This window comes from Burkholderia sp. YIM B11467 (assembly GCF_052952715.1).
In genome coordinates, this window is sequence record NZ_JBQVSQ010000006.1 from 65159 (window position 1) to 78418 (window position 13260).

Consider the following 13260-nt stretch of genomic DNA (forward strand, 5'->3'; position numbering starts at 1 on the left):
ACAACAACCAACAGGCTGAAAATCCATGAACGATACGCCGTCGAGGCTACCGCTCAATCGCATCACGCTCGTCCTCCTGCTCGTCGCGCTCGCGATCGTCTGGTTCGCGCCGCTCGGGCTGCGCCACCTGATCCCGAGCGACGAAGGCCGCTACGCGGAGATGGCGCGCGAGATGTTCGTCACCGGCGACTGGATCACGCCGCGCTACAACGGCTACAAGTACTTCGAGAAGCCGCCGCTGCAGACCTGGCTGAACGCGCTGACGTTCGCCTGGTTCGGCATCGGCGAATGGCAGGCGCGCCTCTATACGGCCGTCGCGTCCTTCGCCGGCGTGCTGCTCGTCGGCTACACCGGCGCGCGCCTGTTCAACCCGCTGTCGGGCTTCCTCGCGGCCGTCGTGCTCGCGTGCTCGCCGTACTGGAACCTGATGGGCCACTTCAACGCGCTCGACATGGGGCTCGCGTTCTGGATGGCGCTGTCGCTCTGCTCGCTGCTGCTCGCGCAGCGGCCCGGGCTGCGGCCGACCGCGGTGCGCGGCTGGATGTGGGCGTGCTGGGCCGCGATGGCGTTCGCGGTGCTGTCGAAGGGCCTGGTCGGCGTGATCCTGCCCGGCGCCGTGCTCGTGCTCTATACGCTGGTGGCACGCGACTGGGCGCTGTGGAAGCGCCTGTACCTGATCAGCGGCCTCGTGATCTTCTTCGCGATCGTCACGCCGTGGTTCGTGCTCGTCCAGCAGCGCAACCCCGAATTCTTCAACTTCTTCTTCATCGTCCAGCAGTTCCGCCGGTACCTGACCCCGGAACAGAACCGTCCGGGCCCGCTCTACTACTTCGTGCCCGTGCTGCTGGTCGGCTTCCTGCCGTGGCTGTCGGTCGCGTGGCAGAGCATCCGCCATGCGCTGCGGATGCCGCGTCAGCCGAACGGTTTCTCGCCGATGCTCGTGCTGCTGATCTGGAGCGCATTCATCTTCCTGTTCTTCAGCGCGTCGCATTCGAAGCTGATCTCGTACGTGCTGCCGGTCGCGCCGGCGCTCGCGCTGATCATCGGCGCGTACCTGCCGCTGATGACGGCCGACCGGTTCCGCCGCCACCTGCTCGGCTATCTCGTGTTCTTCGTCGTCGCAGCGTTCGGGCTCATCTTCCTCGCGTACCAGGGCGACGCACGCACGCCGAACGCGCTGTACCGCGCGTTCCAGATGTGGCTGTACGCGGGCCTCGCGGTCTCGGCCGCACTGACGCTCGCAGCCGCATGGCTGAACCGCCGCGCGGGCGTCGCGGCCGCGATCACCGCATTCGGCGCCGCGTGGCTCGCATTCGGCACGATCGGCGGCACCGGGCACGACGAGTTCGGCCGCTACAGCTCGGGCGCGCTGCTCGCGCCCGCCGTGCGCGCCGAACTGGCGAAGCTGCCGCCCGACACGCCGTTCTACTCGATCGAGATGCTCGATCACACGTTCCCGTTCTATATGGGCCACACGACGATCATGGTCCAGCGTCAGGACGAGCTCGCGTTCGGGATCTCGGTCGAGCCGAACAAGTGGATTCCGACCGTCGACGAATGGATCACGCGCTGGAAGCAGGAAACCCATGCGCTCGCGATCATGCCGCCCGGCCAGTACGACACGCTGGTCAAGCAAGGCGTGCCGATGCGCGTCATTGCGCGCGACAGCCGCCGCGTGATCGTCGAGAAACCGCAATCGTAAGGACGCCCACCGCATGAATCCCGTTTCACTCGTCTGCATCATCACCGGCGTGATGCTCAACGCCTGTGCGCAACTTCTGCTGAAAGCCGGCGTCAACGCCGTTGGACACTTCGAATTCAGCCGTGCGAACATCATCCCGGTCGGCCTGAAGATCGCGACCCAGTTGCCGATCATCGGCGGCCTCGGCTGCTACGTGCTGAGCGTCGTCGTCTGGATCGTCGGGCTGTCGCGGGTCGACGTGTCGATCGCGTACCCGATGCTGTCGCTCGGCTACGTCGTCAACGCATTCGCGGCCTGGTACCTGTTCGGCGAAGTGCTGTCGGTCCAGCGGCTCATCGGCATCGGCATCATCCTGATCGGGGTGCTCGTGCTCGCACGCAGCTGAGCGCCCGCGGCACCCGGCGGCGTTAAGCGTCCGCCTACAAAAAATCACGGTGCGAATCCGTCAACCGGTGTTTAATGCCGGTTTCGGACGGGATCGCCCGACCCTTTTATTACACGCCATTACAGGCCAAAGCGTTCATGAGCCAGACTTCCGCTCCGTTTCTGCCGTTCACCCGCCCCGAGATCGATGAGGAAACCATCCAGGGCGTCGTCGAAGTGCTGCGCTCGGGCTGGATCACCACCGGCCCGCAGAGCCAGAAATTCGAAGCGGCCCTGTCCGAGTACTGCGGCGGCCGTCCGGTCCGCGCGTTCAATTCGGGCACCTGCACGCTCGAGATCGGCCTGCGCATCGCGGGCGTCGGCGCCGGCCACGAGGTGATCACGACGCCGGCGTCGTGGGTCTCGACCAGCAACGTGATCCTCGAGACCGGCGCGACGCCCGTGTTCGTCGACATCGATCCGGTCACGCGCAACATCGACCTCGACAAGCTCGAGCAGGCGATCACGCCGCGCACGAAGGCGATCATCCCCGTCTATCTGGCCGGCCTGCCGGTCGACATGGACCGCCTGTACGCGATCGCGCGCGCACACAACCTGCGCGTGATCGAGGATGCCGCGCAGGCGCTCGGCTCGACGTGGAACGGCAAGCGCATCGGCGCGATCGGCGACATCGTGTCGTTCAGCTTCCACGCGAACAAGAACCTGACGACGATCGAAGGCGGCGCGCTCGTGCTGAACAACGAGGACGAGGCGACGGTCGCACAGAAGTACCGGCTGCAGGGCATCACGCGCACGGGCTTCGACGGCATGGACTGCGACGTGCTCGGCGGCAAGTACAACCTGACCGACGTCGCCGCGCGCGTCGGCCTCGGCCAGCTGCCGCACCTCGCGCGGTTCACCGCGCAGCGCCATGCGCTCGCCCGCGCGTATTTCGCCGCGTTCGACGGCGGTGCGGCCGCGAAGCTCGGCCTCGGCCTGCCGCTCGCCGAATTCGAGAACGGCAACTGGCACATGTTCCTCGTCACGCTGCCGCTCGAGCGGCTGACGATCACCCGCGCCGAGTTCATGGCGCAGATGAAGGAACGCGGCATCGGCACGGGCATTCACTACCCGGCGATCCATCTTTTCACGCTGTACCGCGGGCTCGGCTTCAAGGAGGGCATGTTCCCCCACGCCGAACGGTACGGCGCATCGACCGTCACGCTGCCGCTCTTCACGCAGATGACGGAAGACGACGTGCGTCGCGTGGTCGACGCCATCAACCAGATTTGCGAACAATACGGAAAATAAGCGTACATGAGTCACCTTGAAGCACGCGCCGGGCATCCGGGCGCCGGGCACCTGGACGCCGGCCGGCCCGAAGTATCGATCATCATCCCCGTGTACAACGAGGAAGATGGCCTCGCCGCGCTGTTCGCGCGGCTGTATCCGGCACTCGACGCACTCGACACGTCATACGAAGTGATCCTGATCAACGACGGCAGCCGCGACCGCTCGGCCGCGATGCTCGCCGATCAGTTCCACGTGCGCCCCGACACGACGCGTGTCGTGCTGCTCAACGGCAACTACGGCCAGCACATGGCGATCCTCGCCGGCTTTGCGCAGTCGCACGGCGACATCGTCATCACGCTCGACGCCGACCTGCAGAACCCGCCCGAGGAAATCGGCAAGCTGATCGCGAAGATGCGCGAGGGCTACGACTACGTCGGCTCGATCCGCAAGCAGCGCCAGGACAGCCTGTGGCGACGCAAGGCGTCGCAGATGATGAACCGGCTGCGCGAGCGCATCACGCGCATCAAGATGACCGACCAGGGCTGCATGCTGCGCGCGTACAGCCGCCGCATCATCGACACGATCAACGTGTGCGGCGAAGTCAACACCTTCATCCCCGCGCTCGCCTATACGTTCGCGCAGAACCCGACCGAAATCGAGGTCGCGCACGAGGAACGCTTCGCGGGCGAGTCGAAGTACTCGCTGTACAGCCTGATCCGGCTGAACTTCGACCTCGTGACGGGCTTCTCGGTCGTGCCGCTGCAGTGGCTGTCGTTCATCGGCGTGATCCTGTCGATCGGCTCCGCCGCGCTGTTCGTGCTGCTGCTCGTACGACGCTTCATCGTCGGCGCGGAAGTGCAAGGCGTGTTCACGCTGTTCGCGATCACGTTCTTCCTGCTCGGCGTGATCATCTTCGCGCTCGGCCTGCTCGGCGAATACGTCGGCCGCATCTACCAGCAGGTGCGCGCGCGGCCGCGCTACCTGATCCAGGCCGTGCTCGAGCAGCACGACGGCGTGCCGGCGGTGCCGGCCGGCGCAAACCGCGCGGGAGCCGCGCAATGAAGCCGCGCGCGGTCGTCTTCGCGTATCACAACGTCGGCGTGCGGTGCCTGCAGGTGCTGCTCGCGCGCGGCGTCGACGTCGCGCTCGTCGTCACGCACGAGGACAATCCGAACGAGAACATCTGGTTCGGCAGCGTCGCGTCCGTCGCGGCCGAGCACGGCATTCCGGTCGTCACGCCGGCCGATCCCGCGGATCCGGCGCTGCGCCGCGCGGTGTCCGACGCGCAGCCGGATTTCATCTTCTCGTTCTACTACCGCCACATGCTGCCGGTGGACCTGCTCGCGATCGCGCCGCGCGGCGCGTACAACATGCACGGTTCGCTGCTGCCGAAATACCGGGGTCGGGTACCGACCAACTGGGCCGTGCTGAACGGCGAGACCGAAACCGGCGCGACGCTGCACGAGATGGCCGCAAAGCCCGACGCGGGCGCGATCATCGGCCAGACCGCGGTGCCGATCCTGCCGGACGACACGGCCACGCAGGTGTTCGACAAGGTCACGGTGGCCGCCGAGCAGACGCTCTGGCGCGTGCTGCCCGCGCTGCTCGCGGGCGAGGCGCCGCACCTGCCGAACGATCTCGCGACCGGCAGCTACTTCGGCGGGCGCAAGCCCGAGGACGGCCGCGTCGACTGGTCGAAGCCGGCCGCGCAGGTCTACAACCTCGTGCGCGCGGTCGCGCCGCCGTATCCCGGCGCATTCACGGACGTCGGCGGCACGCGTTTCGTGATCGCGCGCGCGCGCCTCGCGGCACCCGGCAGCGCGGCGGCGGCCGCCGCGGCAGATTTGCCGCCTGGCCTGCACGTAAGCGATAATGCGCTATTCGGCGTCTGCGGCGACAGCCGCGCCCTATCCATTCTCGAGCTGTGGCAGCAGCGCGACGGCAGCGAAACCGTCGTGACGCCCGCGGAATTCGCGCAGTTCATTCATTCTTCCCGTCATTCATGAAAGCAAAAAAAGTCCTGATCCTGGGTGTGAACGGCTTCATCGGCCATCACCTGTCGAAGCGCATTCTTGAAACCACCGATTGGGAAGTGTTCGGCATGGACATGCAGACCGATCGGCTTGGCGATCTCGTCAACCACGAGCGGATGCATTTCTTCGAAGGCGACATCACGATCAACAAGGAGTGGGTCGAGTATCACGTGAAGAAGTGCGACGTGATCCTGCCGCTCGTCGCGATCGCGACGCCGGCCACCTACGTCCAGCAGCCGCTGCGCGTGTTCGAGCTCGACTTCGAGGCGAACCTGCCGATCGTGCGTTCGGCCGTCAAGTACGGCAAGCACCTCGTGTTCCCGTCGACCTCCGAGGTCTACGGCATGTGCTCGGACGAGCAGTTCGACCCGGACGCATCGGCGCTCACCTACGGCCCGATCAACAAGCCGCGCTGGATCTACGCGTGCTCGAAGCAGCTGATGGACCGCGTGATCTGGGGCTACGGGATGGAAGGCCTGAACTTCACGCTGTTCCGTCCGTTCAACTGGATCGGCCCGGGCCTCGACTCGATCTACACGCCGAAGGAAGGCAGCTCGCGCGTCGTCACGCAGTTCCTCGGCCACATCGTGCGCGGCGAGAACATCAGCCTCGTCGACGGCGGTTCGCAGAAGCGCGCGTTCACCGACATCGGCGACGGCATCAGCGCGCTGATGAAGATCATCGACAACGCGAACGGCGTCGCATCGGGCAAGATCTACAACATCGGCAATCCGAAGAACAACTTCTCGGTTCGCGAGCTCGCGCACAAGATGCTCGAACTGGCGGCGGAATACCCCGAGTACGCCGATTCGGCCAAGCAGGTGAAGCTCGTCGAAACGACGTCGGGCGCCTACTACGGCAACGGCTACCAGGACGTGCAGAACCGCGTGCCGAAGATCGACAACACGATGCAGGAGCTCAACTGGGCGCCGCAAGCGACGTTCGACGACGCGCTGCGCAACATCTTCGAAGCGTATCGCGGCCACGTCGCCGACGCGCGCGCGCTCGTCGAACAGCAAGGCTGATCGGGACGTTCGCTTGGCTCGCATCGTTCTCAAGATCGACGTCGACACGCTGCGCGGCACGCGCGAAGGCGTGCCGAACCTCGCGCGCATCTTCGACCGCTTCAGTGCGCGCGCGACCTTCCTCTTCAGCCTCGGGCCCGATCACACGGGCTGGGCGCTGCGGCGCGTGTTCCGCCCCGGCTTCCTGAAGAAGGTGTCGCGCACGTCGGTGGTCGAACACTACGGCGTGAAGCAGCTGATGTACGGCGTGCTGCTGCCGGCCCCCGACATCGGCCGCCGTGCGATCGCCGACATGCGCGCGATTCACGAGGCCGGCTTCGAATGCGGCATCCACACGTGGGATCACGTGTACTGGCAGGACAACGTCCGCGCGCGCGATCGCGACTGGACCGCGCGTGAAATGCAGAAGAGTCACGCGCGTTTCATCGAGATCTTCGGCGCGCCGCCCGTCACGCACGGCGCGGCAGGCTGGCAGATGAACGATTCCGCATTCGAGCAGATCGACGCATGGGGGATGCGCTATGCATCCGACGGTCGCGGCCATTCGCCGTACCTGCCCGTCGTCGGCGGCCGCACGCTGTCGCACGTGCAGATGCCGACGACGCTGCCCACGCTCGACGAAGTGCTCGGCATCGACGGCATCGACACGCACAACGTCGCCGCGCATATCCTCAAGTTCACCGAAACCAATCCGCACGACCAGGTGTTCACGCTGCATGCGGAACTGGAAGGCCAGAAGCTCGCGCCCGTGTTCGAGCAACTGCTCGCCGGCTGGCGCGCGCAAGGCCACACGTTTGCGACGATGGGCGACTACCACGCGACGCTGGACCGCGACTCGCTGCCATCGTACCCTGTCACGTGGGGCGAAATCCCCGGCCGCTCCGGCGAACTGATCGTCCAGCCCGACTGAGTTCGCGCGTGAGCCGGCGTCGCCCGCTCCGCCCTTGCGGCGCACTGCCGCGACGCCCCGCCGAACCGCGCCGCCGCCGCGGCGCCTTTGCATAACAACAGGAGAAACACGTGTCTGTCGAAGTTGACCGTCAAGTTCCCGATTTCACCGCGCCGGCCACGGGCGGCGACATTTCGCTGTCCGACCTGAAGGGCAAGAAGCTCGTGCTGTACTTCTATCCGAAGGACAACACGCCGGGCTGCACGACCGAAGGGCTGCAGTTCCGCGATCTCTATTCGAAGTTCAAGAAAGCCGGTGCGGAAGTCATCGGCGTGTCGCGCGACAGCCTGCGCTCGCATGACAATTTCAAGGCAAAACTCGAACTGCCGTTCCCGCTGATTTCCGATGCCGACGAAGCGCTGTGCGCGCTGTTCGATGTCATCAAGATGAAGAAAATGTATGGCAAGGAAGTACGCGGAATCGAGCGCTCGACGTTCCTGATCGACGCCGACGGCGTGCTCCGTCAGGCATGGCGCGGCATCAAGGTACCGGGGCATGTGGACGACGTGCTAAGTGCTGTACAAGCGCTTTGAGGCGCGTTATATTGGCCCGCAATGAATGCCAGTTCGCCCCATATTTCTCGTAGCTGCGCCGGTGCTCGTAGCGATGCTTGCCAGCACCTGACGCGCATTACGACGGTATCAGCCGAGCCGCATGCCCCTGTCGACGGGGCAGCGGCTTTTTTTATGGATTGCGCGCCGGCCCTCCTCGGTCCGGCCCTCACCCCGTCAAGGAGCTGATCGACACTTAGGCGAACCGGCTAGACGAACTTCCTGTGCGCCACCGCGCGCAAACTGCATGCGTCTACGTCACGCAGGATGCGATCAGCGGCGCACGCCATGCGACACGATTCCTCCCGAGGGACACCATGCCTTTGCCTACTCCCCCCAGCAAGCTCGGCAGCCTTCTGCCGCCCGACGAATACAAGGTGAAAGCGCGGCCTGCGAAAGCCGCGAAGAAATCCGCCGAAGGGGACGCATCCACAGCCGGTGACTATGGCCCGGCCAGCGTGGCCCAACCGATGATCGAAGCCGCGAACACGGCCGCGCCGCTGCGCGCCGTCGCGTCTTCGGCGCAGGATGCCGCGAGCGCACCCGCCCGCGGCCGCAAGACCAGACAGACGGCCGCCCTGCTGCAGCCGATGCCGGCGCCCGCCGAACCCGCGGCACCGGTCGTCGCGCGCAACGACAAGCCGGCCGCCGATAAACCGGCCGCGGCACCCGCGCGCGATACCGGCGCGACGACGAAGTCGCGCAGCCGCAAGCCGGCCGAAGCCGAGCAGCAGAAACTGTTCGTGCTCGACACCAACGTGCTGATGCACGACCCGAGCAGCCTCTTCCGCTTCGAGGAACACGACGTCTATCTGCCGATGATGACGCTCGAGGAACTCGACAACCACAAGAAGGGGATGTCCGAGGTCGCACGCAATGCGCGCCAGGTCAGCCGCACGCTCGACGCGCTCGTCGCCGACGGCGGCCCGATCTCGGCCGGCATTCCGCTGTCGCGCCTCGGCAGCCGCGAGGCGCTCGGCCGCCTGTACTTCCAGACCAAGCTCACCGACATCGCTCCCGTCGAAGGGCTGCCCGAAGGCAAGGCCGACAACCAGATCCTCGGCGTCGTGCGCGCGTTGCAGCGCGACCGGCCCGACCGCCAGGTCGTGCTGGTGTCGAAAGACATCAACATGCGGATCAAGGCGCATGCGCTCGGCCTGCCCGCGGAAGACTACTTCAACGACCAGGTGCTCGAGGATTCCGATCTCCTCTACACCGGCGTGCGCGAACTGCCGCAGGACTTCTGGACCAAGCACGCGAAGGGCATGGAGAGCTGGCAGGACACGAAGACGGGCACCACGTACTACCGCGTGACCGGCCCGCTCGTCGCGTCGATGCTCGTCAACGAGTTCGTCTATCTCGAGCCGCAGAACGGCGAACCGACGTTCCATGCGATCGTCCGCGAACTGAACGGCAAGACGGCGCTGCTGCAGACGCTGCGCGACTACAGCCACCACAAGAACAACGTGTGGGGCATCACCGCGCGCAACCGCGAGCAGAACTTCGCGCTGAACCTGCTGATGAACCCGGAGATCGATTTCGTCACGCTGCTCGGCCAGGCCGGTACCGGCAAGACGCTCGTCGCACTCGCGGCCGGCCTCGCGCAGGTGCTCGACGACAAGCGCTACAACGAGATCATCGTGACGCGCGCGACCGTGCCCGTCGGCGAGGACATCGGTTTCCTGCCCGGTACCGAGGAAGAGAAGATGCAGCCGTGGATGGGTGCATTCGACGACAACCTCGAAGTGCTGCAGAAGACCGACGACGCGGCCGGCGAATGGGGACGTGCCGCGACGCAGGAGTTGATCCGTTCGCGCCTGAAGGTGAAGAGCATGAACTTCATGCGCGGTCGCACGTTCGTCGACAAGTACCTGATCATCGACGAGGCGCAGAACCTGACGCCGAAGCAGATGAAGACGCTCGTCACGCGTGCGGGCCCCGGCACGAAGATCGTGTGCCTCGGCAACATCGCGCAGATCGACACGCCTTACCTGACCGAAGGCAGCTCGGGCCTGACCTACGTCGTCGACCGCTTCAAGGGCTGGGGCCACAGCGGCCACGTGACGCTCGCGCGCGGCGAACGCTCGCGGCTCGCCGACTACGCGTCGGACATCCTGTAACGCGGCAGGCCGGCCCCATCGGCCGGCTTTCGACGCATCGCGGCGCTCCGTTTCCGGAGCGCCGTTTTTATTTGGGGTCGAAAATGGAAGTAACACATCGTCACGCAACAACCTCACTTACGCGCGAAACTTCAAGTAAATTCTCAGGAATGGTTGCTTAAGCCCCGCCGGAGCGTCTACCATCGGGTCTGTCTGTTGTCATACGATTCGCGAGCGCGCCGCGCTCGCCCGCCTTGCCATGCTTCGAATCTGGGTTCCCGTCACCGTCGTTTCGCTGCTTGCGGCCTGCTCGAGCGTGCCGCCGCAGTCGGCATCGCGCGACCCGGGAATGAAGATCACGACGCCGCGCGCATTCCCGGCGCCCGCCAATTTCCCGAAATTCGTCGATCACAGCGTCGGCCAGGAAGAAATCTCGATCCAGGCGATGAGCCTCGTCGGCGTTCCGTATCGCTGGGGCGGCAACACCCCGACGAGCGGCTTCGACTGCAGCGGGCTCGTGCGCTACGTGATCGGCCGCGCGGCTGACGTGAACCTGCCGCGCACGACCGCGGACATGAGCGGCCGCGGCGTGTCGATCGAGCCCGACCAGGTCGCGCCGGGCGACCTGATCTTCTTCAACACGACCGGGCGGCCGCATTCGCACGTCGGTATCTATGTCGGCAAGCTGCGCTTCGTCAACGCACCGTCGACGGGCGGCACCGTGCGGCTCGACTACCTGACGAACCCGTACTGGGCCAAGCGCTTCGACGGCATTCGCCGCGTCGCGCCGCCGCGCACGGCGCCCGCGCCGTTCGATGCGCCGACCTACGACGCACGGCGCGACGAGCCGCGCAACCAGCCGGCAGTCGTGCCCGCCCCTGTCGTCGTGACTGCCGCCGCACCGCGCCCGCCGGCCTATGCGTCGTCGCAAGCCGGAGCGACCCAGTCCCCCGCTCGGGTCACGCCGGCCACGCAGGCCGTGTCGACCGCCGCGGTTGCGGTTGCACCGGCGGCCGCGCCCGCCGATCCGTACGAACCGCCGCCGCCGCGCGTGCAGGCAGCTCAGCAGCAGGCGACGTCCGCGAATGACGGCGCAACAGCGATGGCGGCGAATGCGACGCCGGCCAGCCCGGCGGAGGTCGGCACACAGATTCCGACCACGGCACTGACGGCCGCCCAGGCGGCCGCTTTCGACGCGGAACCGGCACCGGCCCCCGCCGCGACGGCTGCGCGCAGCACCGAGCCCGCCGCCGTGCAGGTGCTGCGTGCATCGACACAAGCCGCGCCCGTCGCCCCGCGCACCGGCACGACCGACGATCCGATCGCCCGGTTCGCGAACGGAAGTTACTGACCCGTTTCGTCCCTGCCTGCGGCCACCCGGCACCGCACCCGCCGTTCGTCGCTCACTCCCGCAGCCACAAAAGAAAATGCGCCGCAGCCTTTCGGCGTGCGGCGCATTTCATGTCGATCCTGCGGTGTCGGCGATCAGAAGATCCGGTGTCCGAGCCACCATCCGCCGGCCGCGATCAGCGCGGACGCGGGAATCGTCAGCACCCATGCCCACACGATGTTGCCGGCAACGCCCCAGCGCACGGCCGACAGCTTGCGCGTCGCGCCGACGCCGACGATCGCGCCGGTGATCGTATGCGTGGTCGAAACGGGAATGCCGAGGAACGACGCGATGAACAGCGTGATCGCGCCACCGCTTTCCGCGCAGAAACCGCCGACCGGCTTGAGCTTCGTGATCTTCTGGCCCATCGTGCGCACGATGCGCCAGCCGCCGAACAGCGTGCCGAGGCCCATCGACAGGTAACACGCGCCGATGACCCACGCGGGCGGCGCATCGGACGTCGCCGACGCATAACCCGACGCGATCAGCAGCATCCAGATGATGCCGATCGTCTTCTGCGCGTCGTTGCCGCCGTGGCCGAGGCTGTACAGGCCGGCCGACAGCAGCTGCAGCCGCCGGAACCGCCGGTCGACCTTGCTGGGCGCGGTACGGAAATACAGCCACGACACGCCGAGCATGAACAGCGAACCGAGGACGAAGCCGAGCAGCGGCGAAATGAAGATGAACGCGACGGTCTTCATCAGCCCGTCCATGTTCAGCGAGCTCCAGCCCGACTTCGCGAGTGCCGCGCCGACCAGGCCACCGATCAGCGCGTGCGACGAGCTCGACGGAATCCCGTAGTACCAGGTGATCACGTTCCAGCCGATCGCACCGACCAGCGCGCCGAACACGACGTAGTGGTCGACGATCTCGGGATCGATCGTGCCTTTACCGACGGTCTGCGCAACTTTCAGGTGGAAGATGAAATACGCGATGACGTTGAACGCGGCCGCGAACACCACGGCCTGCTGGGGTTTCAGCACCCCGGTGGACACGACGGTGGCGATCGAGTTCGCCGCGTCGTGGAAGCCGTTCATGAAGTCGAATACGAGCGCGACGAGCACCAGCGTCGCGACCATCCATAGGGCGAGTTGTATCGAATGCATCGTGGTCCGCTCAGGCGTTTTCCAGCACGATGCCTTCGATGATGTTCGCAACGTCCTCGCACTTGTCGGTGATCTCTTCGAGCAGCTCGTAGATCGCCTTCAGCTTGATGAGCGTCTTCACGTCGTCTTCCTCGCGGAACAGCTTCGACATCGCCGCGCGCAGCACGCGATCGGCCTCCGACTCCCAGCGATCGATCTCCTCGCACTGCTTGAGGATCTGCCCCGACTGCTTCATGTCGGACAGCATGCCGACCGCCTGCTGCACGTGCTGGGCCGACTGGGTGACGATGTGCGCGAGCTGGCTCGCCTCCGACGTGACGGCACGCACGTCGTACAGCGAGACGGCCGTCGCGACGTCTTCCATCAGGTCGAGGATGTCGTCCATCGTCGTGATCAGCTTGTGGATCTCGTCGCGATCGAGCGGCGTGATGAAAGTCTTGTGCAGCAAATCGATCGCTTCGTGCGTGAGCTTGTCAGCGGCCTTCTCGGCGGTCTGCACGTTTTGCTTGTGAATCTCGGCGTCGGCGAGATTGTCGATCAGCAGTTCGAGCTCGCGGCCACCGGAAACGATGTGCTTCGCGTGCGCGTTGAAGAGTTCAAAGAACTTGCCCTCGGTGGGCATGAATCGACCGAACATGGGATTCCTGAGAGATTGTCAAACTACTGTCACGAAAACGGGCGACATTGTACCGTTTCCGGTCGCGACTCGGCGCGCACATATGCGCGCGCCGGGATTGAATACAACGTTT

The 13260-nt window shown here is 65.8% G+C and carries 12 protein-coding genes and 1 pseudogene; 10 read left to right on the plus strand and 3 right to left on the minus strand.

The genetic code is table 11. The features are described from left to right. Positions 1 to 25 precede the first annotated feature (25 nt). From ACTRWB_RS21205 to ACTRWB_RS21240, 8 genes are all read left to right on the plus strand, one after another. Complete coding sequence (locus ACTRWB_RS21205) at positions 26 to 1702, plus strand: phospholipid carrier-dependent glycosyltransferase (protein WP_446903140.1); 1677 nt, start codon at positions 26 to 28, stop codon at positions 1700 to 1702. 13 nt (positions 1703 to 1715) lie between these two features. After that, complete coding sequence (locus tag ACTRWB_RS21210) at positions 1716 to 2087, plus strand: EamA family transporter (RefSeq protein ID WP_048246853.1); 372 nt, start codon at positions 1716 to 1718, stop codon at positions 2085 to 2087. 137 nt (positions 2088 to 2224) lie between these two features. Then, a complete protein-coding gene (locus ACTRWB_RS21215) occupies positions 2225 to 3376 on the plus strand; it encodes a DegT/DnrJ/EryC1/StrS family aminotransferase (protein WP_446903141.1) in 1152 nt (383 codons plus the stop codon). A 6-nt stretch (positions 3377 to 3382) separates the two neighbouring features. Next, complete coding sequence (locus tag ACTRWB_RS21220; protein WP_048246850.1) at positions 3383 to 4420, plus strand: glycosyltransferase; 1038 nt, start codon at positions 3383 to 3385, stop codon at positions 4418 to 4420. Beyond that, positions 4417 to 5364 carry a formyltransferase gene (locus ACTRWB_RS21225; RefSeq protein WP_129512303.1) on the plus strand — a complete coding sequence of 316 codons (948 nt, stop codon included), beginning with the start codon at positions 4417 to 4419 and terminating at the stop codon, positions 5362 to 5364. Before ACTRWB_RS21220 ends, ACTRWB_RS21225 begins: the two co-directional genes overlap by 4 nt. Further along, positions 5361 to 6416, plus strand: coding sequence for a bifunctional UDP-4-keto-pentose/UDP-xylose synthase (locus tag ACTRWB_RS21230; protein ID WP_053077665.1), 1056 nt, complete (start codon positions 5361 to 5363; stop codon positions 6414 to 6416). The genes ACTRWB_RS21225 and ACTRWB_RS21230 overlap by 4 nt, the downstream gene beginning before the upstream one ends. A gap of 13 nt (positions 6417 to 6429) precedes the next feature. Then, entirely contained in the window at positions 6430 to 7326 is an 897-nt protein-coding gene (locus tag ACTRWB_RS21235; protein WP_048246846.1) for a polysaccharide deacetylase family protein, read from the plus strand. A 110-nt stretch (positions 7327 to 7436) separates the two neighbouring features. Further along, on the plus strand, positions 7437 to 7898 hold the full coding sequence (locus ACTRWB_RS21240) for a peroxiredoxin (protein WP_446903142.1): 462 nt from the start codon (positions 7437 to 7439) through the stop codon (positions 7896 to 7898). Positions 7899 to 8093: 195 nt separating this feature from the next. Here the strand turns inward: ACTRWB_RS21240 and ACTRWB_RS21245 are convergent. After that, positions 8094 to 8338: pseudogene (locus ACTRWB_RS21245) on the minus strand (hypothetical protein); the annotation flags it as partial. Here ACTRWB_RS21245 and ACTRWB_RS21250 point away from each other — a divergent pair. After that, on the plus strand, positions 8234 to 10036 hold the full coding sequence (locus ACTRWB_RS21250) for a PhoH family protein (protein ID WP_446903143.1): 1803 nt from the start codon (positions 8234 to 8236) through the stop codon (positions 10034 to 10036). The pseudogene ACTRWB_RS21245 and the gene ACTRWB_RS21250 overlap by 105 nt on opposite strands. 238 nt (positions 10037 to 10274) lie before the next feature. Further along, positions 10275 to 11366, plus strand: coding sequence for a C40 family peptidase (locus tag ACTRWB_RS21255; protein WP_446903144.1), 1092 nt, complete (start codon positions 10275 to 10277; stop codon positions 11364 to 11366). Between the two features lie 134 nt (positions 11367 to 11500). Here the strand turns inward: ACTRWB_RS21255 and ACTRWB_RS21260 are convergent, their stop codons facing one another. Further along, entirely contained in the window at positions 11501 to 12511 is a 1011-nt protein-coding gene (locus ACTRWB_RS21260; RefSeq protein ID WP_129512307.1) for an inorganic phosphate transporter, read from the minus strand. Positions 12512 to 12521: 10 nt separating this feature from the next. Further along, entirely contained in the window at positions 12522 to 13148 is a 627-nt protein-coding gene (locus ACTRWB_RS21265) for a DUF47 domain-containing protein (protein ID WP_048246839.1), read from the minus strand. Positions 13149 to 13260 lie beyond the last annotated feature (112 nt).

Bases quoted from the DNA above. Each gene is read 5' to 3' on its own strand.
- ACTRWB_RS21205 (WP_446903140.1), top strand. From the start codon at position 26: ATGAACGATACGCCGTCGAGGCTACCGCTCAATCGCATCACGCTCGTC.
- ACTRWB_RS21210 (WP_048246853.1), top strand. From the start codon at position 1,716: ATGAATCCCGTTTCACTCGTCTGCATCATCACCGGCGTGATGCTCAAC.
- ACTRWB_RS21215 (WP_446903141.1), top strand. From the start codon at position 2,225: ATGAGCCAGACTTCCGCTCCGTTTCTGCCGTTCACCCGCCCCGAGATC.
- ACTRWB_RS21220 (WP_048246850.1), top strand. From the start codon at position 3,383: ATGAGTCACCTTGAAGCACGCGCCGGGCATCCGGGCGCCGGGCACCTG.
- ACTRWB_RS21225 (WP_129512303.1), top strand. From the start codon at position 4,417: ATGAAGCCGCGCGCGGTCGTCTTCGCGTATCACAACGTCGGCGTGCGG.
- ACTRWB_RS21230 (WP_053077665.1), top strand. From the start codon at position 5,361: ATGAAAGCAAAAAAAGTCCTGATCCTGGGTGTGAACGGCTTCATCGGC.
- ACTRWB_RS21250 (WP_446903143.1), top strand. From the start codon at position 8,234: ATGCCTTTGCCTACTCCCCCCAGCAAGCTCGGCAGCCTTCTGCCGCCC.
- ACTRWB_RS21255 (WP_446903144.1), top strand. From the start codon at position 10,275: ATGCTTCGAATCTGGGTTCCCGTCACCGTCGTTTCGCTGCTTGCGGCC.
- ACTRWB_RS21260 (WP_129512307.1), bottom strand. From the start codon at position 12,511: ATGCATTCGATACAACTCGCCCTATGGATGGTCGCGACGCTGGTGCTC.
- ACTRWB_RS21265 (WP_048246839.1), bottom strand. From the start codon at position 13,148: ATGTTCGGTCGATTCATGCCCACCGAGGGCAAGTTCTTTGAACTCTTC.